This window comes from Marinilactibacillus sp. Marseille-P9653 (assembly GCF_916618885.1).
Lineage (GTDB): Bacteria > Bacillota > Bacilli > Lactobacillales > Carnobacteriaceae_A > Marinilactibacillus.
In genome coordinates, this window is record NZ_CAKAKH010000001.1 from 132,691 (window position 1) to 157,667 (window position 24,977).

At 38.6% G+C, this 24,977-nt stretch carries 21 protein-coding genes; 4 read left to right on the top strand and 17 right to left on the bottom strand.

Annotated features, from left to right (window positions below):
* Nucleotides 1-99: 99 nt before the first annotated feature.
* From gdhA to LG377_RS00780, 7 genes are all read right to left on the bottom strand, one after another.
* Complete coding sequence (gene gdhA, locus LG377_RS00750) at nucleotides 100-1,443, bottom strand: NADP-specific glutamate dehydrogenase (RefSeq protein ID WP_225742827.1); 1,344 nt, start codon at nucleotides 1,441-1,443, stop codon at nucleotides 100-102.
* 155 nt (nucleotides 1,444-1,598) lie between these two features.
* Entirely contained in the window at nucleotides 1,599-2,411 is an 813-nt protein-coding gene (locus tag LG377_RS00755) for an MBL fold metallo-hydrolase (RefSeq protein ID WP_225742828.1), read from the bottom strand.
* Between the two features lie 137 nt (nucleotides 2,412-2,548).
* Nucleotides 2,549-3,448 carry a two-component system regulatory protein YycI gene (locus tag LG377_RS00760; RefSeq protein ID WP_225742829.1) on the bottom strand — a complete coding sequence of 300 codons (900 nt, stop codon included), beginning with the start codon at nucleotides 3,446-3,448 and terminating at the stop codon, nucleotides 2,549-2,551.
* Entirely contained in the window at nucleotides 3,438-4,748 is a 1,311-nt protein-coding gene (locus LG377_RS00765; RefSeq protein WP_225742830.1) for a YycH family regulatory protein, read from the bottom strand. The genes LG377_RS00760 and LG377_RS00765 overlap by 11 nt, the downstream gene beginning before the upstream one ends.
* The gene (gene walK / locus LG377_RS00770) at nucleotides 4,745-6,604 is read right to left on the bottom strand and encodes a cell wall metabolism sensor histidine kinase WalK (protein WP_225742831.1); all 1,860 of its coding nucleotides are present in this window, start codon (nucleotides 6,602-6,604) and stop codon (nucleotides 4,745-4,747) included. The genes LG377_RS00765 and walK overlap by 4 nt, the downstream gene beginning before the upstream one ends.
* A 6-nt stretch (nucleotides 6,605-6,610) precedes the next feature.
* The gene (yycF, locus tag LG377_RS00775) at nucleotides 6,611-7,324 is read right to left on the bottom strand and encodes a response regulator YycF (protein WP_225742832.1); all 714 of its coding nucleotides are present in this window, start codon (nucleotides 7,322-7,324) and stop codon (nucleotides 6,611-6,613) included.
* Nucleotides 7,325-7,440: 116 nt separating this feature from the next.
* Nucleotides 7,441-7,968, bottom strand: coding sequence for a PTS glucose transporter subunit IIA (locus LG377_RS00780; RefSeq protein ID WP_225742833.1), 528 nt, complete (start codon nucleotides 7,966-7,968; stop codon nucleotides 7,441-7,443).
* A gap of 187 nt (nucleotides 7,969-8,155) precedes the next feature.
* Here LG377_RS00780 and LG377_RS00785 point away from each other — a divergent pair, with 187 nt between their 5' ends.
* Nucleotides 8,156-8,602 carry a DUF948 domain-containing protein gene (locus LG377_RS00785; RefSeq protein ID WP_225742834.1) on the top strand — a complete coding sequence of 149 codons (447 nt, stop codon included), beginning with the start codon at nucleotides 8,156-8,158 and terminating at the stop codon, nucleotides 8,600-8,602.
* Nucleotides 8,603-8,627: 25 nt separating this feature from the next.
* Nucleotides 8,628-9,170: a YtxH domain-containing protein gene (locus LG377_RS00790; protein WP_225742835.1), complete on the top strand. Its 543-nt coding sequence runs from the start codon at nucleotides 8,628-8,630 to the stop codon at nucleotides 9,168-9,170.
* 75 nt (nucleotides 9,171-9,245) lie between these two features.
* On the opposite strand, the gene LG377_RS00795 is transcribed toward LG377_RS00790, so the two are convergent.
* On the bottom strand, nucleotides 9,246-10,706 hold the full coding sequence (locus LG377_RS00795; RefSeq protein ID WP_225742836.1) for an alpha-amylase: 1,461 nt from the start codon (nucleotides 10,704-10,706) through the stop codon (nucleotides 9,246-9,248).
* Between the two features lie 272 nt (nucleotides 10,707-10,978).
* Here LG377_RS00795 and LG377_RS00800 point away from each other — a divergent pair, with 272 nt between their 5' ends.
* Nucleotides 10,979-12,367 (top strand): TrkH family potassium uptake protein, encoded by a 1,389-nt coding sequence (locus tag LG377_RS00800; protein WP_225742837.1) that lies wholly within the window; start codon nucleotides 10,979-10,981, stop codon nucleotides 12,365-12,367.
* A 16-nt stretch (nucleotides 12,368-12,383) separates the two neighbouring features.
* Entirely contained in the window at nucleotides 12,384-13,052 is a 669-nt protein-coding gene (locus tag LG377_RS00805; RefSeq protein ID WP_225742838.1) for a TrkA family potassium uptake protein, read from the top strand.
* An 83-nt stretch (nucleotides 13,053-13,135) separates the two neighbouring features.
* Here LG377_RS00805 and LG377_RS00810 read toward each other — a convergent pair whose 3' ends face one another.
* The 9 genes from LG377_RS00810 to gyrB form a co-directional block, all read right to left on the bottom strand.
* Entirely contained in the window at nucleotides 13,136-14,431 is a 1,296-nt protein-coding gene (locus LG377_RS00810) for an adenylosuccinate synthase (RefSeq protein ID WP_225742839.1), read from the bottom strand.
* Between the two features lie 381 nt (nucleotides 14,432-14,812).
* On the bottom strand, nucleotides 14,813-16,186 hold the full coding sequence (dnaB, locus tag LG377_RS00815) for a replicative DNA helicase (RefSeq protein WP_225744603.1): 1,374 nt from the start codon (nucleotides 16,184-16,186) through the stop codon (nucleotides 14,813-14,815).
* Between the two features lie 178 nt (nucleotides 16,187-16,364).
* A complete protein-coding gene (gene rplI / locus LG377_RS00820; RefSeq protein WP_225742840.1) occupies nucleotides 16,365-16,814 on the bottom strand; it encodes a 50S ribosomal protein L9 in 450 nt (149 codons plus the stop codon).
* 24 nt (nucleotides 16,815-16,838) lie between these two features.
* On the bottom strand, nucleotides 16,839-18,836 hold the full coding sequence (locus tag LG377_RS00825) for a DHH family phosphoesterase (RefSeq protein WP_305067540.1): 1,998 nt from the start codon (nucleotides 18,834-18,836) through the stop codon (nucleotides 16,839-16,841).
* A gap of 158 nt (nucleotides 18,837-18,994) precedes the next feature.
* Nucleotides 18,995-19,228, bottom strand: coding sequence for a 30S ribosomal protein S18 (gene rpsR, locus LG377_RS00830; RefSeq protein WP_225742841.1), 234 nt, complete (start codon nucleotides 19,226-19,228; stop codon nucleotides 18,995-18,997).
* A gap of 28 nt (nucleotides 19,229-19,256) precedes the next feature.
* On the bottom strand, nucleotides 19,257-19,802 hold the full coding sequence (gene ssb / locus LG377_RS00835) for a single-stranded DNA-binding protein (RefSeq protein ID WP_225742842.1): 546 nt from the start codon (nucleotides 19,800-19,802) through the stop codon (nucleotides 19,257-19,259).
* Nucleotides 19,803-19,862: 60 nt separating this feature from the next.
* A complete protein-coding gene (gene rpsF, locus LG377_RS00840) occupies nucleotides 19,863-20,162 on the bottom strand; it encodes a 30S ribosomal protein S6 (RefSeq protein ID WP_225742843.1) in 300 nt (99 codons plus the stop codon).
* 218 nt (nucleotides 20,163-20,380) lie between these two features.
* On the bottom strand, nucleotides 20,381-22,885 hold the full coding sequence (gene gyrA, locus LG377_RS00845; RefSeq protein ID WP_225744605.1) for a DNA gyrase subunit A: 2,505 nt from the start codon (nucleotides 22,883-22,885) through the stop codon (nucleotides 20,381-20,383).
* Between the two features lie 144 nt (nucleotides 22,886-23,029).
* Nucleotides 23,030-24,961, bottom strand: a complete 1,932-nt coding sequence (gene gyrB / locus LG377_RS00850; RefSeq protein ID WP_370632556.1) for a DNA topoisomerase (ATP-hydrolyzing) subunit B — start codon at nucleotides 24,959-24,961, stop codon at nucleotides 23,030-23,032.
* Nucleotides 24,962-24,977: the final 16 nt, after the last annotated feature.

The following is a 24,977-nucleotide window of genomic DNA, read 5'->3' on the forward strand; positions in this document are numbered from 1 at the left end:
CTATATTTTTTTGACTTTAAGGATTTTTTTATCAAAAAAACATCAACTCATCTCCTCATTGAATACAAGAGAGATAAGCTGATGCTTTTTAAAGTTGGTCTAAACGAGTCCTTGCGATAACATGGTTTGAACAACACGGTCGAATCCAGCAATATTCGCTCCAGCCATCAAGTTATCTTTTTCAGCATATTTAATAGCTGTTTCACTACAAGCTGTATAGATGTTTTTCATAATAGATTTCAGTTCGTCATCTACTCGCTCAAAGGACCAAGCCAGTCTTGCAGAGTTTTGTGCCATTTCAAGTGCTGAAACAGCTACACCACCCGCATTTGCTGCTTTTCCTGGACAATAAAGAATGTTTTGGTCTTGATACAAATCAATTGCCTCTTTACTTGAAGGCATATTTGCGCCTTCAGCAACGATTTTAACACCTGCATCCGCCATTTTTTGTGCCAGTTCTGCATCGATCTCATTTTGTGTCGCACAGGGTAAGGCGATATCATAGGATTCTTTAAGTGACCAGACAGAACCTTCCACGTAAGTTGCGTCAGGATGTTGTTCTAGATACTCTTTTATACGTCCGCGACGAACTTCTTTGATATCTTTTACGAGTTCTAAATCAATGCCTTCTGGATCATAGATATATCCCGAAGAATCAGAACACGTTAATACGGTTGCGCCTAATTCCTGTGCTTTTTGAATCGCATAGATCGAAACATTTCCACTACCAGAAACCACGACTTTTTTGCCTTTGAAAGAATCATTTCTGTCTTCTAGCGCATTTTGGACAAAATATACAAGACCATATCCAGTTGCTTCTGTTCTTGCCAGACTTCCCCATGAGCTAACTGGTTTTCCTGTTAACACACCAGCAGAAAATCCATTCAACCGTTTATACTGACCAAATAAGAAGCCGATTTCTCTTCCACCTACACCGATATCTCCAGCTGGAACATCGATGTCTGGTCCAATATGTTTCTGGAATTCCGTCATAAAGCTCTGGCAGAATCTCATGACTTCCGCATCCGTTTTTCCTTTAGGATCGAAATCACTTCCCCCTTTACCGCCACCGATTGGGAGTCCTGTCAGACTATTTTTGAAAATTTGTTCAAATCCTAAAAATCTTACAATACTTTCGTTAGTTGTTGGGTGGAATCTCAATCCGCCTTTATACGGTCCAATTGCGGAGTTATATTGTACTCGGTAAGCACGATTCACTTGCCATTTACCTTCATCATCTTGCCACGGTACACGGAACTGAATCAGTCTTTCTGGTTCAACGATAAGAGAAAGGAGATTTTTTTCAACAATCTCAGTGTGATCATTCAAATACGGTTCAAGTGTTGGGAGAAACTCTTCCACAGCCTGAATAAATTCTTCTTTTCCGGCGTGCTTTTCTTTTGTTTCAGCTAGTACTTGATCAATGTATGCTTTTGCAGTCAACGGATTCACGTCCCTTTACGGTTTTAAAATGCTTTTCATCATTCTATCATAATTATCCGATTCTAAGAAGATATTCCTTAATCAAATACTCATATTCAAAAAAAGATAGGAACAACTCCGTTTGGAATCGTTCCTATCTTCGTTTTAAAAGTTATTTATAAAGTAAATAATGGGGAAGATTCAACAGGATCTGTGTCAAAAAGGGTGTACTTATGATTAACCCCTGTTCCTTTTTGCATCAGAATTTCTTCCACCGTAGAATAGGCAATCTCTTTTAAATTGTTTTCTTTACTTAAATGCCCAAGATAGACTCTTTCTGTGTTATCTCCAACGATTTCAGCTAGTGCCAATGCACCATCTTCGTTTGAAAGGTGTCCTTTGTCCCCTAGTATTCTTTGTTTCAAAGACCACGGGTAACGTCCCATTCTCAGCATACTCAAATCATGATTGCTTTCAAATAGATAGGCGTTCGCATTTTTTACAAAATCTCGCGTCCGGTCATTCACGTATCCTGTATCTGTCAGCATAACAAACCGTTTATTATCTTTTTGGAATGTATAAAACTGCGGATCGACAGCGTCATGCGATACGCCAAAACTTGAGACATCAATATCGCCAATCGTCATTGTCTTTTCCAAATCAAAATGATGTTTTTGTTCCAGCTTGATTTTACCTAATTTAGGTTCCATAGCTGTCCATGTGTTTTTATTTGCGTAGACGTCCAAATCATACTTACGGGCCATGATTCCGACACCTTTTATATGATCACTGTGTTCGTGTGTGACGAGGATGGCATCCAAGTCTTCTGGTCGACGGTCAATCTGTTTCAATAATTCAGTGGCTTTTTTTCCACTGAACCCACAATCGACTAATAGTTTAACTTTATCTGATTCGATATAAGTGATGTTTCCAGTACTCCCACTGGCTAATACGCTTATTTTCAGTCCAGACTGTTCAGATTCTAACATTTCAAAAATCCTCTCCGGTACTTGATCATTGTCTATCTTACAATAAAAAACGCCCCTAAACAAGAAGCCATCTAAACAATATCAGACAGTTTCAACTAAAGGGGCAGTCTTTCTTTTAAAACAAATTTGTTTGTTTTTTAATCTTGATCAGGTTCAGTATCTTCCTCTTCGTCTGGTTCATCTTCTGCATCTATAACCGGTTCTGGGATTGCGTCATTTGACTCAGTAGGATCCGAAATAATCGTTCGATCTTTTGCATTAACCCTTAAAACCCTGCTCTCACTACTTTCCGTTACAGGTACGAGCCATACTGGCCCATATATACTCAAATCTTCTAGCGCGAGCGTACGCTGGTAGGTAAGAATGGGTTGGGAAATGACTGCATTCGAACTTAATTCATTACTCTGGAATAGAAACTCCACAGCTTCTTTTGCAGAAATCACTTCTACAGAATCACCTTGTTGCTGCATGGGTCCAGCATACGTTTGTTGATAAGAGATAATATCTCCATCACTTCTACCATAGTAAAACGAAATTTCCGACGTACCGTCTCCAACAGGTGCTCCATTGACCATCTGACTAAAAATAAATCGATTTTCTTCATTATCGTATCTCAAGAAAGCGTACTGATCTCCGAATAAAATGGAAGGACTATTGACGAATGATTGTAGCTTTTCTAGTTGCTGATCAGTGACTCCCTCGCTTGGATCTCCTTCTATTTCTATTGGTTCAGACAAGATACTTGTATACAGCGTTCCATCTGATGTAACAGATCCAGCTTGATTTTCAAGTGAATTGACATTGTCTTGAATCAAACTATTGCTGTTCGCTTGCATATAGTGGACATCAAGATTATCATCAGACAAGTTCCCCGGTATCTGTATACCCATCTCCCGCATTTCTCTAATGATGTTGATTTGTTCAGATGGAGAGTTTGCATATTGCATCCCCGTTCGATTAATATAACTCACTAGGAGGTAGACATTCAGGAAGACAAAGGCCAATAGAAAAATATTTTCAATTTTTTTAAAGTCCATTAATTTGTTCCCCCTGCAATTCTATATATCGTTCAACTTCGTACCAGTTATTGTCGCCTTCAAGTTTGACATACCAGTTTGGCTCAAAATGGATCAGACGAGATTCTTCTTCACTTTCAACCCAAGTGAGTCCAATCTCCAAATCCTCTATTCCTGAAGCTTCTACTTCTACAGATTCTAGTCTTGTAACAATTTCTTGTCCACTTGGTAACTCTTTGTCTACAAATTCATCCGGCGTAATCGGCGTTTGGATAATCCGCATCGGCACACTTAAGTTTTTCAAACCAGATTCGACATACGTAACGACTGTCGTGGCTTCTTTCTGTTGTGGGCTGAATACGGGAAGTCCCTCAAGATATCTCTGGAATGTCACTTCATTTGTCTGCATATTGTAAGACTGATACTGTGACTTTTCTGTCCAGTTTTCAACTCTGTTCAGTTCCTCAAAACTTCTCGTTAACCGTTCATCTAAAGAAAGCTCGTCAAAGCTTGTTCTCTGCCTTTGATAGGACAATACATGCAAATTATCATTGATCATGACTTCTTGTTGTAAGTCGTAAATTCTTAGCCCTTCATCAAGTGTCTGTGTTTCAGCTTGTGATGTATCAATCAGCATACTGACATATAAGCTGTTCGGCAGACTTTCAACAAGGTAATTACGGTAAGGTACCGTCAAGTTCTCTTTTGGAGCATAGACGATTTGATTTAAATTCAAAGCCTCAGCTTCTGTATAGACAATGTCTTCGGACGCTCTAAAAGCCTCAATTACATTGTTGGTAATCACAGCCTCTTCTATTCCATAAACGCGTTCTTCACTCATGTCATAAAACAATACTCGATCTGTTTCATTTAAGTTGAAGAGCACGCGATTAAAGGTTCGATCTTCATAGTCTGAAGGTAAGTTTTCAAAGCCCTTTTCAAATAGTCCAAAAGGAATCTGTGCATTAAATACAAATTCTATCCAAGAACTGCCTTGAGTTAATTGCAGATAATCCGCCTTCGTTAATGTTTCAGGCGCTTCTACGCCTCTAAACGTCATATTTTCGTAGCTTGTATTGATCAAGCCTTCTGCCTCTTGCATGGATGCCATCTTTGGTCCCTCAGAGATTTCATGTAAAATAACTTGATTGGGTGAAAAGACTTCTGATAATGTTCGGTCAATCAATACGGGTGTCTGATTGTTTCCAGAAGACGATGGTGAGTTGAGTTGTGTTCCGGTAACAATCAAGTTATAACTAAGGAATAGACTCAATCCAATCAAAAAGCCGAGTAGTACGTGCTTTATATGTGTCCATGTCATGCCCACTCATCCTCCTCAAATGGGATGTAAGGAAGGGATAAGTAGAACGTTGTACCTTTTCCTTCCGCACTTTCTGCCCAGATTCTTCCGCCATGTTGTTCAACCACTTCTTTAGAAATCGCCAATCCTAAACCACTACCACCCATCGCACGTGAGCGAGCACGATCCACTCGGTAAAATCTAGAGAATATTTTAACAAGATCATTCTTAGGTATACCCATTCCTTGGTCAGTGATACTGATAATCACAGATTGTGCTGTCTGACGCATACTTCCTGTGATCACACCGCCATCTGGTGAGTATTTTAGTGCATTATTCATAATATTATCCAATACTTGGATCATTCTATCCGTGTCCATTTCAACAAATACGGGCTCATCTAGTAAATTTCGATTAATTCGGTAATGTTTTCCTTCATATTCTGTGGAATGAATCAACATATCAAATCGGTTCAGTACATGATCCAGTAATTCTGTTAAATCAACGAGTTCTACTTCCAGCTCACTTTTACCTGAGTCAATTCTAGACAAGTGTAGAAGATCTTGAATCATACGAATCATTCGGTCTGTTTCACTTTGTGTCACTTCAAGGAACCTCGGCGCTAGCTCCGGATCCTGCCAAGCACCATCTGCCAAAGCTTCAATGTAGCTACGCATACTGGTTAATGGTGTTCTTAATTCGTGAGATACGTTGGAAACGAATTGTTTCCGTTCTTCTTCGATCTTTTCTTGCTCGGTTACATCGTGGAGCACACAAACAATTCCGCTGATAAAGCCAGTTTCTCTTTGAATAAGCGAGAAAGAGGCTCTAAGAATTGTAGGTAGACCATCGCTATAAGCATTAATCAAAATGTCTTCTTGCTCCTCTAATAAGCGTCTTAGCGTCAGTTCTTTTTCTACACCTAAGATTTTTAGAAGATTGTTGCCGTTCACTTCTTCTCCCGACACTTCAAGCATTTTTTCGGCCATATTGTTTACGATGACGATTTTTCCTCGTCGATCTGTAGCAATAACGCCATCGGTCATATGGGTCAGTACGCTATCTAAGCGTCGACGCTCTGAATCGATAGACTCTTGTGCCTCTGCTACTTCGTCTGACAATTCATTGATCAAAAAGGCCAATTCTCCTAATTCATCATCTCCATATACCGTCAACATACCCGAATAGTCGCCTTCTGCGATAGCACGTGTTTGGATCTGCATTTCTTTGATGGGTTTGGTCAACGCTCTAGCCACTAAATTCGCTAAAATCAGCGATAAAATAATCGCGACAGAAGAAGATTGCAAGAAGGTCATGGTAATTTCTGAAACTTGCGTATAGACAGTTTCGATGTTACTTTCGAGTACGATGACACCTAAAAATTCCTCTGAATCTGTACTCGAATAAATGGGCTCGACAATTTTCCACCTTCTAGCTTGAGAAGTTGGATCAAGATCTTGCTTTGTGACAGACGTACTTGTTAATTGTGCTTGTCTGACGTCTGCATCATTTGAAATTTGTCCAATCATACTCTGTTGGGTACTATCACTAATTCCTATGATGACCATACTCGGACTAACCACTTGTAATTCCGTGATATTATTCCCTGAAAATTCCATCAAGAGGCGGTTAATTTCTTCTCTTGGATTGGTTTCCGTTTCTTCTTCGCTCTGATGGCTTTCTAGTAATGGTAAAATAGTACTTTTAAGAAACGTCATCTGTGTCTGACGGTCACTTCTAAAGTTCCCGACCAACTTTTGTTCCATTGTCGTAACAAAATTCGCCCCGATAATCTGCAGGGCGAATACAAGTAGCATAACAATAATAAATACGATTTTGGTATTGATTGACTGATAAAAATGAATCTTCTTTTTCATATAAGTTTATTTCTCCTGTTGTTCAGGATTCCTCAGATAGTATCCTACCCCTCGTCTAGTTACTAAGAAGTTTGGATGACTCGGATTATCTTCGATTTTTTCTCTCAAACGTCTTACAGTAACATCAACCGTTCTGACATCTCCGAAGTAATCATATCCCCATACCGTTTCAAGTAAATGCTCTCTGGTCATGACCTGACCGATATGTCTAGCAAGGTAGTGTAGTAACTCAAATTCTCTATGGGTCAATTCGATTGTACTTCCACGCTTAGAAACAATGTACGCATCTGGATGAACGACTAAATCGCCCACTTCAATATCATTGCTTTCTGGTACTTCTGGTTCAGCTGTTTGTACAGAAGATTGACGTCTCAGGTTTGCTTTAACACGGGCGACTAATTCTCTGTTAGAGAATGGTTTCGTTACATAGTCATCGGCTCCAAGTTCTAGCCCTAAAACTTTATCAATTTCCTGATCTTTAGCGGTAACCATGATGATTGGAATATCATGTGTTCTTCTGACTTCACGACAAACTTCAAGTCCATCCATTTTCGGCAGCATCAGATCTAGTACGATCAAATCTGGGGAGTGTTCTTCTACTTTCTCTACAGCTTCTTCTCCATCATATGCAGTAAAAACTTCGAATCCTTCTTTTTCAAGGTTAAATTTAACAATATCTGAAATTGGTCTTTCGTCATCTACGACTAATATTTTTTTCAAGTGATGCTCCTCCTCAGAAACATATTCTTATGTTCTCTTTTCAATTCTTGTAATCTAGACCAAGTATACAGCACCTATGAGCACGGTTCAATTTTTCAAAGAAATACGACAGATCCTTACTTCTGCAAATCAATTTCCACTGCCACCGTTTCTCCTGCTTTAGCTTGTTTCGTCAGATTCAGTACCTGAGTCATTTCAAAAGCCAGGTCATCCAGTACGATAACCGAAATAATTGTATTAAAGCCTTTTTTGGTAATCAGTTCTTCATCAAACTCTACCAATGCATCTCCGGCTTTGACTTGGTCATCTTTCTTCAATTTAGTCTTGAACCCTTCTCCATTCAACAGCAATGTGTCGATTCCCACATGGATCAGAATTTTCAAGCCTTCTTTTGTTTCGATATAATAGGCATGTTTCGCATCTGCAACTTCTATCAACTTTCCATCAATAGGCGCAACGACCAGTTGAGAAGTTGGTTTGATGGCGTACCCTTCACCAATCATTTTCTGAGCAAAAATTTCATCTGGTACTTCTTCTATCGATAAGACTTCTCCGTCTGAAACTGCACGTAAAGATAGCTTATGCCGAGAATCCTTTGTATCATTCATTTCAATCTCAGAATCCTTCACTCTCTCGTCTGTCATGCTTTTCTCCTTTTTGTAAGTTACGATTAAATCTGTAACTCTGTATGTTGCTACTATTCTAACAACTAAAGCTGTTTCAAGCAATATCTTTTAGTCGTAGCTTCTGTTTGTTGCTATGAGACTGTTCGTGGTATTCTATTTATAGAAACTACAAATAAAAACTAGCTTACGTAAAGGAGGCATTATGATGTCAATAGCATATATTATTGCTCTAGTCATTTTAGGTGTAGCTTTGATTGCACTCGTCGCAATCGGTTTAACTACATTTAAGAAGATGAAACCAACGTTCAACAATATAAAAGAAACGCAGTCGACTGTAAATGACCATATCGAACACTTTACAGTGGAAGCCGATGCTGTTCAAACCAAAGTTAATCAAGTCAAAGGACGCGTTAAAGATCTTCAGAAAGTTGCAACAATCAAGATGCAGCGATTTGATGAACTCTCTACCCACGCTTCTAGTTTGAGCGATTCACTCACTTACTTGAAAGATCATAGTAGTGACTATTCAAAAGGTATTGCCAAAAACACTACTGATGAATTGAAAACGGATGGTCCAATGGTTGCTAAAACATTCACTCGAGCATTCAAACGTACTTTCCATAAACAAAAAGCTCGTTACACAAATGAATAACCCAATTTGAGAGGAGATCCACATTATGCCAAAAGTAAGTTTAGCAAAAGCATTGATGATGAGTGCTGCTTCTGCATTTGCAGCTTTATTATTTGCTCCAAAAACAGGAGATCAGTTCCGCAAAGAATTAAAATCTGAAGCGACAAAACTGAAAGACTCTAGCGGTGAAAAAGCGCAGCAACTTGTTGAAGATTTCAGAGAATCTTATGCTGAAGCAGATATGGAATTACAGTCTGAACAAGCGGAGATGGATGCTCGACAAGCCCAGTTAAATGAAACAATTGAAGAAATCGAAAGAGATCTTGCGCAAAGAAATGCTTCAATCGAACCAAAATCAGATAAAGTGATTGATCCTGCAACGGCTTCTCATGCAATGTATGATGACGAACGTCTTGGTGATGTAAAAGGTACACCACTTGAACCTTCAACAGACCAAGCAATTCCTAAAGACAAAGTAGACGAAGCTTTACACGATAACCACTTATCTAACAATGAAGATTTCAAGTTAGACAAAGACCATCTTGCAGATGAAAAAGAAGCTTCACAAAAAATGAACCCGAATAACTAATTGCAAAAATAGTCTATAAAAAAGACAGTTAGAACCGCGGAGATTTATGATCTTCGCATTCTAACTGTCTTTTCTTTATTGTTGTTTAAGAACCCAGACAGAGATCGATTCAGCGTTTACTGGAAAAATTGCGGAACCATCCTCATTTATAAGGATTTCTTCTTCTCGATGTTCCAAAATATCTATATAAGTTTCACCTGCATGCAAGTCTCCAACAGTCATTTCCTTGAATCCTTCATCTCCACTAGAAATAACGACTGCACACCCGTGGGGATGCTCTTTATCACCTGTACGCGTAAATCCTATACAAGTAGCATGGTCTAGATAATTATACTGTTCACCGTAAGCATATTCCGTTCTTACGCGCATCAGCTTTTCAATATCACTTGGACATCCATCATAGTCAACGTCTCCACTATACCCGTAATAATCACTGTAGAACACACACGGATAGCCATAAGTGCTTAACAATACAATTCCGTATGCTAGTGGCTTAAACCATGGTTCGACATAAGATTCCAAAGATTGTCCAGGCTGAGAATCATGATTCTCAACGAACGTTACTGCTTGTTCAGCGTTTCTCTTATAAAGCGTTCCATCAAATAATCTTCGTAAGTCAAAATCTGTTTTCAACTGAGAAGCCTCGTGTAGTGCATAATGGAATCTTACATCCATCATGGAAGTGTTGTAGTCAAGATCTTCCATATACTCTTCTAACGCTTTATATTTCTGGTGCCAGTATTCTGCCACGAAAAAGAAGTCTTCTCCAAATTCAGCACGAACACCGTCAATCAAATCTTTCATGAAGCTATTATCAATATGTTTAACAGCATCCAGTCGAATCCCATCGATCCCTGTTTCTTTTATAAACCATCGGATCCAATTTTTTGTTTCTTCAATCACTTCTGGATGACTATAATCAATATCTGCAAACATTAAGTAGTCGAAGTTTCCAAATTCTGTTGACACCGTATCATCTGGTGCCCAACCTTTTCCTTCGCCTTCTATTCTATAAATTCCTTGCTCTCCTGAAATTTCATCATCTGAGACACCTGAGAAGTGATACCAATGCCATTCAAAGTCAGAATACTTTCCTTGTCTGCCTGGAAAATTGAAGTATGTCCAAGATTCAATATCTCTTGGTTCCCCAATTTCTTCATGACGATTTTCCTCATTTACTGGAACAGCTCCAAAGGTTTCTGTAGAATCTGCTCCTGCTTTATGGTTTAAAACAACATCCGCATAAACTTGAATCCCATGCTCGTGTAACGTATGGATAGCCTCTAATAGTTCTTCTTTTGTGCCGTACTTTGTTCTAACGGTTCCTTTCTGATCGAACTCACCTAGGTCATAGAGATCATAGATACCGTATCCTACATCTTCTTGATTCAATGCTTTGAAACAAGGTGGAATCCATACTGCTGTAATGCCGATATTTCTTAAATGAGCTGCTTCGTCTTTCAATTTTCTCCAGTGCGTACCATCGTTTGGCAGATCCCATTCAAAATATTGCATCATAGTACCGTTATATTCCATGTTCTCTCCTCCTACAATCAGTGTTATAAAGTAAACACCCTAACGATATAATTTTATCTTTATCTTTAAAAAGAAACAACTGGAACGTCTCGTAAACCTTAGACGACAGGCTTATTTAGGATCTTTTCACTTTAATAAGATCTCTTGGTGACAAAACAGCGCTTCTCTATTCACAAGTCCGCTAGTTTTTACTGGAATCTCCTTGTATTTTAACGATTCTAGAGATACAATCTAGATATTGATTTTTAGTACCAGAAAGGAAAAATGATTGTATGAGACGATTGTTGAATCGCTTTTCAAATTTACCCATCCCCTTTAAAATCGTTTTAAGTTTTGCGTTTGTTATTCTTGTGGGATCGATTTTATTATCTATGCCCTTTAGTCAGCAGATTGGGTCTCAAGCGACTTACTTTGATCACCTGTTTACTGCCGTCTCAATGGTTTGTGTGACTGGACTTTTCACTGAGCCTCTTGCGCATACGTATAACATCTTTGGACAAATCGTCGGTTTAGTCCTAATCAAGCTCGGAGGACTTGGTCTGATCACGTTGGTTGCAACAATCGTGATGCAGCTAGGACGCCGTGTCAGTATGAAAGACGAAGTAACACTAAGACAAGCTTTAAATAGTGGGAGTATGATAAATTTCAGGAATTTCCTTTTATCCGTAGTGAAATACACTTTCCTTATAGAAGGAATCGGTGCTTTTTTACTCACCTTCCATTTCGTACCCCTGTTTGGATGGGCCAGAGGATTATTTACATCTATCTTTCTCTCTATTTCAGCTTTCAATAATGCGGGATTCGATAACCTTGGTACGAACAGTTTACAAGGCTTTGTAGATGTTCCCATCGTTAATATTGTGATTCCGTTACTCATTATTGTCGGAGGAATTGGATTTTCTATCTGGTTTGATCTCGCTCAAAATTTCAAGAGTTTTATCGCTGTTAGAAGTTGGATTGACTTGAGAGGTCGTTACAGAAGACTGAAACTGCACACTCGACTAGTTCTGAACTGGACACTGTTTTTGATTGCTGCAGCAATGATATTATTCATGCTTTCCGAGTGGCATAATCCGACAACACTTGGCAGCCTTAGTTTCTCTGGTAAAATCCAGGCAACCTTCTTCCAGGCCGTCACATTGCGTACGGCTGGTTTCGCAACTGTAGGCTATACGAATCTACATTTGTTTACGATTATCTTTATGACCGTCTTTATGTTCATCGGTGGATCACCAGGTGGTACAGCCGGGGGTGCAAAAACTTCTACAGTTGCCCTCGTCGTGAAATTGATCTGGGCTGAGGTTACCGGTCAGCAACATGTGCATTATCAGAAAAGAACATTGGATAACGAGATTGTGAAAAGAGCCCTAGTGATTGTCGTAATGTTTGTGATTTTGAATTTTGTTGGGATGTCTTTGATGTCGATTTTTGATGAAACAGTTCCCCTTCAATATCTATTTTTTGAAGCTGTTTCTGCTTTAGGAACAGTTGGTTTATCTGCTGATCTGACACCTGATTTATCTCGTGGAAGTCAGACAGTGATTATGTTTATGATGTTTATTGGTCGTCTAGGCCCCATCACAATCTTCACAGCACTTGGCCAATTCGAACGCAAGCAGAAACCAAAAGTATATGCGTCTGGAAACATCATTATAGGGTAAGATAGGAGAGAACAAATTGAATAAGATAATTGGCGTATTAGGTCTTGGAGTATTTGGATCGACTATTGCAAAAGAACTAGGCGAACACTACTTTGATGTGATTGCCGTTGATAAAGATTTGATGGATGTAAACCGTGTAGAAGAATACGTTGTCCAAGGTGTCCAAGGAGACATTACTGATCTGGATTTATTGAAAAGTATCGGATTTGAAAAATGTGATACTGTGGTTATCGGTACAGGATCTAACTTGGAAGCCAGTGTACTAGCTGTACTCAACTGCAAAAAGCTAGGCATCAAACAAATTATTGCAAAAGCAAAAAACAAAGTGCACAAAGAAATCCTTCTGGAAGTCGGTGCCCACGAAATTATTCGTCCAGAAAAAGAAATGGGTGACCGTGTTGCTCGTAATCTTATGAGAAACAAAATATTAGACGTTATCGAATTAGATGAAGATAATGCGATTATTGAATTCCTGACACCAAAAGAATGGGTTGGAAAATCTCTTGTACAATTAGATCTGCGAAACAAATACGGTATCAACGTCATTGGAATGAAAAATGCTGAAGGTGAAAAACTGCAAGTAAATATTTCACCCGACGAAAAGATTTCACCCAAAAGTATACTCGTTGCTATCGGAGAACCGCATACTTTTGAGCATTTAGATTATACAAATCAACTTAAATAAGTAAAAAGCATCCCGATCTACCCTGTTTCAGTCTGTAAGGACTGGAACAGGGTAGCGGGATGCTTTTTTTAATTGCATTTAGTTTAAGATACTGGTGACCATACGTTTTCTAGTACGTTTGTCTGATCACGATCTGGTCCAACTGAGAATGTTGAGATATGAACACCAGTAAGTTCAGATACACGACGAATATAGTTACGTGCGTTTTCTGGCAACTCTTCCAGTGTTCTACATGCTGTAATATCTTCGCTCCAACCTGGAAGCTCTTCATAGATTGGTTTACACTCAGCTAACTCTTTTAAACTAGCTGGATAATGAAGAATGTGTTCACCATTGCGCTCGTAAGCTGTACAGATCTTCAAGGTATCTAAACCTGACAATACATCAATAGAGTTCAGAGAAAGGTTCGTAATACCAGAAACTCTCTTAGCATGACGCATAACGACACTATCAAACCAACCAATACGACGCGGACGTCCAGTTGTTGTTCCGTATTCTTTACCGGCATCACGTATAAACTGTCCTGTTTCATTGTTTAATTCTGTTGGGAAAGGTCCATCTCCAACTCGTGATGTATAAGCTTTACATACACCAACGACTTTATCGATTTTAGAAGGGCCCACGCCACTTCCGATTGTTACACCACCGGCAACAGGATTAGAAGACGTTACAAAAGGATATGTTCCTTGATCAATATCCAGCATCACACCTTGTGCACCTTCAAATAATACTCGTTTGCCGGCATCCAACGCGTCGTTCAATACAACTGAAGTATCACAGACGTATTGTTTGAATTGCTGTCCGAATGCATAATAAGGTTCAAAAATTTCATCAAATTCAATTGGTTCAGAGTTATAAATTTGAGTAAAGTAACGGTTTTTTTCTTCCAGTACACTTCTTAACCGCTCTTCAAAAATGTCTTTATCTAATAGATCTGCAATTCTAATTCCGATTCGAGAAGCTTTGTCCATATAAGCTGGTCCGATACCACGAATGGTCGTACCAATCTTTTGGTCTCCTTTAGAATCTTCTTGCAATTGATCCATTTTAATATGGTACGGTAAGATAACGTGTGCACGATCTGAAATACGTAAATTATCTGTAGTAATATTTCTATCATGCAAGTATTGTAATTCATTGACCAAAGATTTAGGGTTAATGACCACACCATTACCGATCACGCTGATTTTGCTGCTTGCAAAGATACCTGAAGGAATTAAATGTAGTTTGTATGTTACACCATCAAATATGATTGTGTGACCTGCATTGTCTCCTCCTTGATAACGCGCAATAACTTCTGCGTTCTCACTTAAAAAATCGGTAATTTTACCTTTACCTTCGTCTCCCCATTGTGTTCCAACAACTACGACCGACGACATTTGTCCACCTCATCTAAAAATATTTAATGCTTGAAATTATAAAAGGAGACAGTACTCCATTATCCAGACAAACGATACACTGATATAAGAATAGAATTGTCCTATTCGCTTTATCCTTGTTATCTGTCTTTAAATGGAGGTGTCCCCCTAATCTATTTTTGCATCAATTGTTATCTTCAATAACACTTCTATTCTACCATATATCCTTTGCAATGAAACACCTTATTTGTGATTTCATCTTATAAGAAGGTAAAGGTTCTTCTTTACATCGTAATATCAAAATCTAATGCCTCTTCTTCTTCAACCTATACAAAAATCCGTACTAGATCAAGTTATATTATTTCAACTTAATTTAATACGGATTTACTCATCAATATGACCTTAGTATTCCGGTATTTGATCTTCCGGATAATAGGTTAGTGAAGAAAATTTGTTGTATTCTTTGATAAATAAAAGTTTTGCCGTCCCGCGCGCTCCAGAACGGTTTTTTTCCAAGATAATTTCGACTACATTATCTTCACCTGACTCTTCTTCATCTTCCTCATCTTCATTACGGTAATAATCTTCTCGGTATAGAAAGGCAACGATATCCGCATCTTGCTCAATCGATCCTGACTCTCTCAAGTCACTCAAAATCGGTCGTTTATCTTGTCTTTGCTCTACACTACGAGAAAGCTGTGACAAGGCAACAACAGGAACCGATAACTCTTTAGCTAATTTTTTTAACTGCCTAGAAATATCCGATACTTCCTGCTGACGACTTTCTTTACCCGAACCTTCAATCAGTTGAAGATAATCAATTACGACTAAACCTAAGCTACCTCTTTCTTGCTTCAAGCGACGACATTTTGCTCTAATTTCTGCTGTACGGATACCTGGAGTATCATCAATATAAATATTTGCCTTAGAAAGACTACCCATTGCAACAAATAACTTAGTGAACTCTTCTTCAGTCAGCTTTCCTGTTCTTAAATTCGAAGCATTTATGGTGCCTTCCGCGCATAACATACGGTTGACTAGTTGCTCAGCACCCATCTCTAAACTAAAAATCGCAACCGTTTCATCTGTTTTCGTTCCAATATTTTGAGCTACATTTAAAGCAAATGCTGTTTTTCCCACACCCGGTCTCGCTGCTAGTATAATCAGCTCATCTTCATGTAATCCAGCAGTCATCTGGTCTAAAGCTTTATATCCGGTAGAAATTCCTGTGATTTCTTCATCATTTTGAAATAGTTCATCAATATTATTGATGGTTTCTCTTAAAACTGTCTCGATATTGACAAATCCACTACGACTTCTCTTTTCGGACACTTCAAGTATCTTTCTTTCCGCATCATCTAGAAGGTTAGGAAGATCACTTGCTTCGTCATATCCTCTTGAGGCAATTTCTGTCGCTGTCTGGATCAAACGACGCAGTATAGAACGCTCTTCAACGATCTTGGAGTAATATTCTACGTTTGCAGCTGTCGGCACTGTAGTCGCTATATCAGCCAAATAAGGTGTCCCACCAATATCTTCAAGCTGATTTCTTGATTCCAGCATATCCGCAATCGTCACAACATCTATTGCTTCGTTCCGCTCACTTAAATCAATCATCGTCTGAAAAATCAGTTGGTGTCCGCGACGATAGAAATCTGTCGACTCAATGTATTCCATCGCCGGAATCAGTGCTTCTGGGTTTAGCAAAATAGATCCCAGTACAGATTGCTCGGCTTCAATATTTTGTGGTGGTAGACGATCGCCTAATGGTTCCATAGCCAATGTGTATTCTTCCTTTCGCACCTTATAGGTTACAAATTCATTCTTAATTGTACAATATCTCATTCTAAAAGTATATAAGGGAACAATCGTTTACTGTTCTGATTACTTTATTCATCTTCTCTTTAACAGCAGAGAAAAAGGAGAAGCCTCTAAAGCCTCTCCCTTTTGCTGATTAGTCTATTGCTGTTACACGAACTGTTAATTCTGCAGTAACTTCTTTGTGTAATTTCACTTCTACATTTTGAGACCCTACCGCTCTCATTGGTATTGGTTGATTCAGTTTGCGTTTATCAACTTTAATACCTAGTTGTTTTTCTAGCTCTTTAGCAATCTGTTTAGTCGTAACCGATCCAAATAGTCGGCCATCTTCTGCCGCTTTTTCATGAAGTTCGATTGCATTATCTTCTATTTTTTTCTTATCTTGTTTAGCTGCTTCTAAAATTTCATTTTCTTCACGCTTCATAGCATTTTTCTTAGCAGATAATTCTTTTACTGCTGAATTTGTAGCTTCTTTTGCCAATCCTTTTTTCAATAAAAAGTTATTAGCGTATCCGTCTGATACATTTTTGATTTCGCCTTTTTTTCCAGTACCTTTGACATCTTTCAATAAAACTACTTCCATAGTTAAACGCTCCTCTTATTTAAATTATTCAAATGCTGTTTTAATTTGTGCTATTAATTCTTCTCTTACTTCTTGTACTGATTTTCCATCTATTTGAGTAGCTGCATTGGACAAGTGTCCGCCTCCACCCATTCTTTCCATGATGATCTGTACATTGATCTTACCTAGACTTCTTGCACTGATTCCAACCATATCATCTGAACGTTTTGTAATAACAAAGGCTGCTTCAACACCTGATATACTCAACATCGTATCCGCAGTTTGTGCTGATGTAACAGGCGGATAAATCTGTTGATCCTTTCCATGTGCAACCGCCACACCTTCATGAACAAACTCAATTGTTTCAATTAACTTACTACGTCTCAGATAAGTTTCTGGATCTTCTTTCAGTAATCTCTGAATCATTGTAGAATTTGCTCCGACTGACTGCAAGTAGCTAGCAGCATCAAATGTCCTTGAACCGGTACGTAAGCTAAAGTTATTCGTGTCTACAATAATACCACCTAGCATGGCAGTCGCTTCAATACGGTTGATTGGTTCACCATCCGACGATACATATTCGAACAACTCTGTAATCAGTTCGGCTGTTGAAGAAGCGTATGGTTCAATATAGACAAGTAATGGATTTTCGGTAAACTCTTCTCCACGTCTATGATGATCGATAACAATATTTTTCTTCGTTTTCTTAAGCAAGTTTGGTGCAATGGATAGCAAAGGTTTATGATGATCTACTAAAACAACTAAATCATTTTCTGTAATGATATTTTGAGCTTCGGCAGGAGAAATGATATTCTGATTCACTTGGTTTTGTTTCTCAATTTCATTCATCAGCTTGCCTACATCATTACTTAAGTCATCTTGATCAATAACGACCCAGCATTTCTTTTTAAGCATCATGGAAATACGGGCTATACCTAGCGAAGATCCGATAGCATCCATATCTGGGTTCTTATGGCCCATAACGAACACTTGATCGCTTCCTTTGATTAATTCTTGCATAGCTTGACTAATCATTCTCGAACGTACTCTTGTACGTTTTTCCATCGGATTCGTTTTACCACCATAGTATCTTGGTTCTTGATCAACCTCTTTAACGATAGCTTGATCTCCACCACGACCTAGGGCTAAGTCCAGATTGCTTTGTGCCAGTTCAGCAAGTTTATCAAAGTCATCATCTCCATAAGCAATGCCTATACTGATTGTAAGCGGTAAATTACGTTTTGACGTTCTATCTCTAATATTGTCTATGATATTGAATTTTTCATTTTCTATTCTTTCTAGCTCACTTCTATTTAATAAAAGGAAGTATTTATCTTCAGAAGTTTTTTTGTAAAAAATACTATGTTGCTTACCCCAATTTGATAAATAGGTTGTCAGCAAACTATTAAATCCTGATACTCCACGGTCATCAAGCCCTTGAACGACTTCATCGTAATTATCAAGAAAGAGCCAGCCTACAACGGGTCTCGCTTCTTCATATTTCACTTTCACTTGAGCATATTCCGTAATATCCATTAAATAAATTGCATGGATGTCTTCCTGTACAATTATCTGGAATATCTTATTATTCCATTCAAGTAACTCAGTCTTTGTTTCACCCGAGTTCTTAATTTGTTTATAGATGTCTTCGTTGACTTCACTAATATGTTTCCCTAGCACGCTCTCTTCACTAAACAACTGAGTTTGCATGTTAGGATTAACCCAATCGACCTCTTCATTCTGATTGATTAGTATTATTCCAATAGGCATCTTAATTAAGGCTTCTTGTTCTCCACGCTTAATTCTATAAGATAGATTTAATATATAAGAATTCAGTTCTTCTACGTATTCTTTTCCGAATCTCCAGGCTACCAAAAAGATTGTCACTGCGATTAAAAGCATGAGCATGCCTACCCACACATTAGCAATAAAACTAAGTATCGTTAATACTACGATAGCTAAAATGGCAAATAGAATCATCATGCGCATGAATGGTCGATCTAGGAACCTTGGAAGAGATTCTTCTTCATTGACTCTTTTCATATTGTCTCCTCTGTTTCAATATTTAGACTACTATATCTTAACATTTTTTGTCTTTTTATTCTAGACTGACAGAAAAGGTTACTACCTGATTGTTTCACGTGAAACATTCGAAATAAAAAAATCGCAACAGATAATCTGCTACGATTTTAAATATCTATTTAATCTTCAGTTACGAATGGAAGTAATCCCATGATACGTGAACGTTTGATTGCTTTAGTTAATTTACGTTGGTTCTTTGCATAAGTTCCAGTTACACGACGTGGTAAAATTTTACCGCGTTCAGAAATGAAACGTTTCAACAAATCAGTATCTTTATAATCAATATATTCGATATGGTTTGCTGCAAAGAAATCAACTTTCCGGCGCTTCTTGCCGCCTCTGCGTCCTGCCATTTTATACTCCTCCTTCTTTAGTTATGAATCAAAACGGTAAATCGTCATCTGAAATATCAATTGGATCGTCATTTTTTTCAAATGGATCCTCATCGAAGTTTGCAAAATTGTTTTTGTTCTGATTATTTCCAGGAGCTTGACTATTATTCTGTTGAGAATAATTGTTCTGATTTGAATAATTTGCATTATTGTTAGAGTAACTTGACCCTGATCCAGAAGAATCGTTGTCATTTTGACTACGTTTATCTGTTACAGACTTAGGTTCCAACATTTGGAAATTTTCACAGACAACTTCGGTAATATATACTTTACGACCTTCATTGTTTGTGTAATTACGTGTTTGAATACGTCCCGTTACACCGACCAGAGAACCTTTGCGAGTGAAATTAGAAATAATTTCTGCAGTTTTTCTCCAAGCTACACAGTTAATGAAATCTGTTTCTCTTTCTCCTTGAGCGTTTGTAAAAGTACGTTCAACCGCTATAGAAAAAGAAGCTACAGCTGTACCACTACCTGTATAACGTAATTCAGCGTCACGAGTTAATCTTCCAACTAGTACGACATTATTAATCATTGGTTGGGCTCCTTTCTACATCATTACTTTGCAACACCTATATGTTTCACGTGAAACATATTAGTCTTCCAAACGTACGATCATATGACGAAGAATATCTTCGTTAATACGAGCTAGACGTTCGAATTCGTTAATTGCTGCTGCATCTTCAGATACAATATTTACCAAGCGGTAAGTACCTTCTCGGTATCCTTTGATCTCATATGCAAAACGACGTTTCGCCCAGTCTTTTGATTCAGTAACTTCAGCACCATTATCTTTTAAGATTGTTTCGAAACGTTCTACTAACGCTTTTTTGTTATCTTCTTCGATATTTGGACGGATAATATATAAAATTTCATATTTCGCTGATTGACTCATCGTTGACTGTCACCTCCTTATGGACTTTGGCCCTCTCATTTGAAAGAGCAAGGAGAGTATTCTCTAAAGAGTACTCACTCCGAACAATTATAGCATAACGGGATATCTTAAGCAACATTATTTTAGTAATTTGTATGATTTTAAATAAAAAAACCATCATTCTATTCAGCTTGATCAAACCGAATAGAACGACGATCATTTAATTTTTAGAAATCATACTACTCTTCAGTATGATCTTCTGTTTCAGTTTCAAGGTTATCTTCTAGTATTTCTACTGTCGGATCTTCCACTTCGCTCACTTCAAGTTCTTCCTCTTCTTGAGGTTCTACTTTAGCGAGTGTGGATACTTTATTGCCTTCTTCCAGACGCATCAATCGAACACCTTGAGTTGCTCGGCCTGTCTGAGAAATATTTGTAGCGTGGAATCGAATAACGACTCCACCGTTTGTAATCAACATGATATCTTCATGTCCATCTACTGTTTTAAGACCGATTAGAGGACCGTTCTTCTCAGTAACGTTGGCTGTTTTAACACCTTTACCGCCTCGACCACGAATAGCATACTCGCTAGCAGCCGTTCTCTTACCGTATCCATTTTCTGTGATGATCAATACCTCTGAATCTTCGTTTAAGAGATCCATTCCGACTACATCATCGTCAGCTCTTAAGTTGATTCCTCGGACACCTGCAGCTGCTCTACCCATACTTCTTACTTTTGTTTCATGGAAGCTAACAGCATAACCATCTCGTGTACCGATAATAATGTTTTGATCTCCATTAGTCATGGACACATCGATCAATTCATCTTCTTCTCTTAAGACGATGGCTCTTAATCCGCTTGTACGAATATTCATGAATTCACTTAAGGCTGTACGTTTGACAGTCCCTTTACGAGTTGTAAAGAATAAGTGTTCATTTTCTTTCGCTTCTCCACGCATATTGATAATGGCTTGAATTTTCTCGCTATTATCTATACCCAGGAAGTTAATTGCCGGAATACCTTTAGCTGTACGGCCGTATTCTGGAATCTCATATCCTTTAGCTTTGTATACTTTACCAGTATTCGTAAAGAATAAGAGTAAATCATGCGTCGAACAGGTTAATAAGGTCTCTACAAAGTCATCTGTATTCGTCCCCATACCTTTCACGCCTCTACCGCCTCGGTTTTGAGCTTTAAACTCTGAAATGGCCATGCGTTTCATATATCCATTGTGAGATAAGGTAATCGCAATCTCTTCTTCTTCAATCAAATCTTCATCTTCAAGGCTTAATAATTCACCAACTAGAAGTTCTGTACGGCGATCATCGCCATGCTTTTCAGAAATTTCTTCCAGCTCTACTTCGATGATTTCATTTACACGTTCTGGACGAGCCAGAATATCTGTTAAATCATCAATTGTAGAAATCAGTTCTTGATATTCGCCTTCGATTTTCTCTCTTTCTAGTCCTGTTAAACGGACCATACGCATATCAAGTATTGCTTGTGATTGACGTTCAGAAAGGTCGAATCTTTCCATCAAAGTCTCTTTAGCAATTTGGCCAGTTTGAGAACCTCTAATGATTGAGATGATTTCATCGATGTGATCCAGTGCAATACGCAGGCCTTCTAGAATATGTGCGCGCGCTTCTGCTTTGCGCTTATCGTATTCTGTTCTTCTACGGATAACGATTCTTTGGTGTTTTAAATACTCTGTTAGTATCTCTACTATTCCAAGCGTTTTAGGGATACCATTTACAATTGCAAGCATATTGAATCCAAAAGAGGTTTGCATCGGTGTCAACTTATACAAATTGTTCAGTATAACGCTCGCTGAGACGTCTCTACGGACTTCTATGACCACGCGCATACCATCTCTATCTGATTCATCTGTTAAGTCTGTAATGCCCTCAATGCGCTTATCTCGAGCTAATTCAGCTATACGTTCTACTAGTTTTGCTTTATTGACTAAATAAGGCAGTTCATCAACGATAATGCGTTCACGACCATTTTTAAGTATGTCAATATGTGCTTTTGCACGAACTTTGATTGATCCACGACCAGTCTCGTATGCTTTTCGAATACCAGACTTACCTAACACCATCGCACCTGTCGGGAAATCCGGTCCAGGTAATACTTCCATCAATTCAGCCACTGTTGCTTCACTGTTGTCCATCAACATACGACAAGCAGCAATCACTTCTCTTAAGTTATGTGGAGGAATATTTGTAGCCATTCCTACCGCAATTCCAGAAGCACCGTTTACCAGTAAATTCGGAAATCTTGCAGGCAAGACATCTGGTTCTCTTTCAGAACCATCATAGTTATCGTGATAGTCAATCGTATCTTTATTGATATCTCTAAGCATTTCCATAGCGATCTTACTCATTTTCGCTTCTGTATAACGCATTGCTGCTGCACTATCGCCATCTATTGAACCAAAGTTTCCGTGTCCGTCAACTAGAGGGTTACGATAACTGAAGTCTTGTGCCATACGCACCATGGATTCATAAATCGCAGAGTCACCGTGGGGGTGATACTTACCCATTACGTCTCCAACGATACGAGCAGATTTTTTGTAAGCTTTGTCGGGTGTCATACCTAATTCATTCATTCCGTAAAGAATACGGCGGTGAACAGGTTTCAGACCATCTCGAACATCAGGTAAGGCACGGGAAACAATAACACTCATTGCATAATCTAGAAATGAATTTTTCATTTCACTAGCAAGATTGATCGATTCCATGCGTGCTTCTCTATTTTCAGCCAAGTATTTGTTCCTCCTTGTTTTCATCGAGCTTTTTACAACTTAAATACCGTGTGTCAACGTCAAGACAGAGAATTTTGCACACGGTATAGTTGTTTTGATAGATTATTTAGTGATCCTAACTTAAATATCAATATTTTGAACATATTGAGCGTTATCTTCAATGAACACGCGACGAGGCTCTACTTTTTCACCCATCAACATATCAAATACCATATCCGCTTCAATGGCATCTTCAACGGTTACTTGGAGTAAGCGACGGTTCTCAGGATTCATTGTTGTATCCCAAAGTTGTTCCGCATCCATCTCCCCTAGACCTTTGTAACGCTGAATGTCTGGTTTTGGTGTTGGTGGAATTTCTTTCAAGTATGCTTCTAATTGTTTATCTGTATCCAAGTAAACTTCTTTTTTACCTTGTTTGACTTGATACAAAGGTGGCTGAGCGATATATACGAATCCTGCTTCGATAACGGGTCTCATATATCTGAAAATCAGTGTGAGTAGCAGTGTACGAATATGCGCACCATCTACATCCGCATCTGTCATGATAATCAGTTTATGATATCTTGTTTTATCGATTTCAAATTCTTCGCCGAATCCTGTACCCATCGCTGTAAACAACGAACGGATTTCTTCATTGGCTAAAATACGGTCAATAGAAGCTTTTTCTACGTTCAAAATCTTACCCCTGATGGGTAAAATCGCCTGAAATAGTCTTGATCTTCCTTGTTTTGCAGAACCTCCAGCGGAGTCTCCCTCAACAATGAAAATTTCTGATTTTTCAGGATCTTTAGAAGAACAGTCAGCCAGTTTTCCTGGAAGGTTGCTGATTTCCAAACCATTTTTCTTACGCGTAACTTCTCTGGCACGTTTAGCTGCCAAGCGCGCACGTGCTGCCAACAAGGCTTTTTCAATAATCTGTCTACCAACAGTCGGATTTTCCATTAAGAAGCGATCAAAATGCTCACTGAATAGTCGGTCCGTAATTGTACGCACTTCTGAGTTACCCAGTTTTGTTTTTGTCTGTCCTTCAAACTGTGGATCTGGATGTTTGATACTGAGTACGACAGTCAAGCCCTCTCGAACATCTTCACCAGTCAGATTATCGTCATTTTCTTTTAAAATCTTGTTTCTGCGAGCATAGTCGTTGATGATTCGCGTTAAAGCAGTTTTGAATCCTGACTCATGCATCCCACCTTCATAGGTGTGGATATTATTTGCAAAGCTCATAATATTCATATGGAAGCCATCTGTATGTTGTAAGGCTACTTCTACAACGATACCTTCTTGTTCTCCTTCAAGGAAAATCGGCTCTTCGTATAAATTGGTTTTTGTCTGATTCAAATAGCTTACGTAGCTTTGAATTCCGCCTTCATAACGGTAATCCAAGCGTACAGGCTCTTCTCCTCTGCGATCTTCAATCGAGATATTTAATCCTTTATTCAAGAAAGCCAATTCTCTTACACGAGTCGATAATTTATGGAAATCATAAACAGTTGTCTCTTTGAAAATTTCTGCATCTGCTTTGAAGACTACTTCTGTTCCACGTTTGTCCGTTGTACCCGTTTCTTTAAGGTCATACATCACTGCACCACGTTCATAGCGCTGATTGTAGACTTTTCCATTTTTATGGACGTTCACTTCAAGGTACTCCGACAAAGCATTTACTACAGATGAACCTACACCGTGCAATCCTCCAGATACTTTATATCCGCCGCCGCCGAATTTACCACCAGCATGCAAGATCGTAAAGACCGTTTCTACTGCTGGACGACCTGTTTTTTGCTGGATATCGATTGGGATACCTCGTCCGTCATCTGTAACGGTTACGATGTTGTCGGGTTCAATGACAATCTCAATCTTATCAGCGTGACCTGCCATAGCTTCATCTATTGAGTTATCTACAATTTCCCATACTAGGTGATGTAGTCCTGCTTCACCTGTCGATCCGATATACATTCCGGGTCTTTTTCTAACAGCTTCTAGACCTTCCAGTACTTGAATCTGACTTGCATCGTATTCTTCGCGTATTTCTACGACTTCTTTTGGAGTCAATTGTTCATCTGCCAAG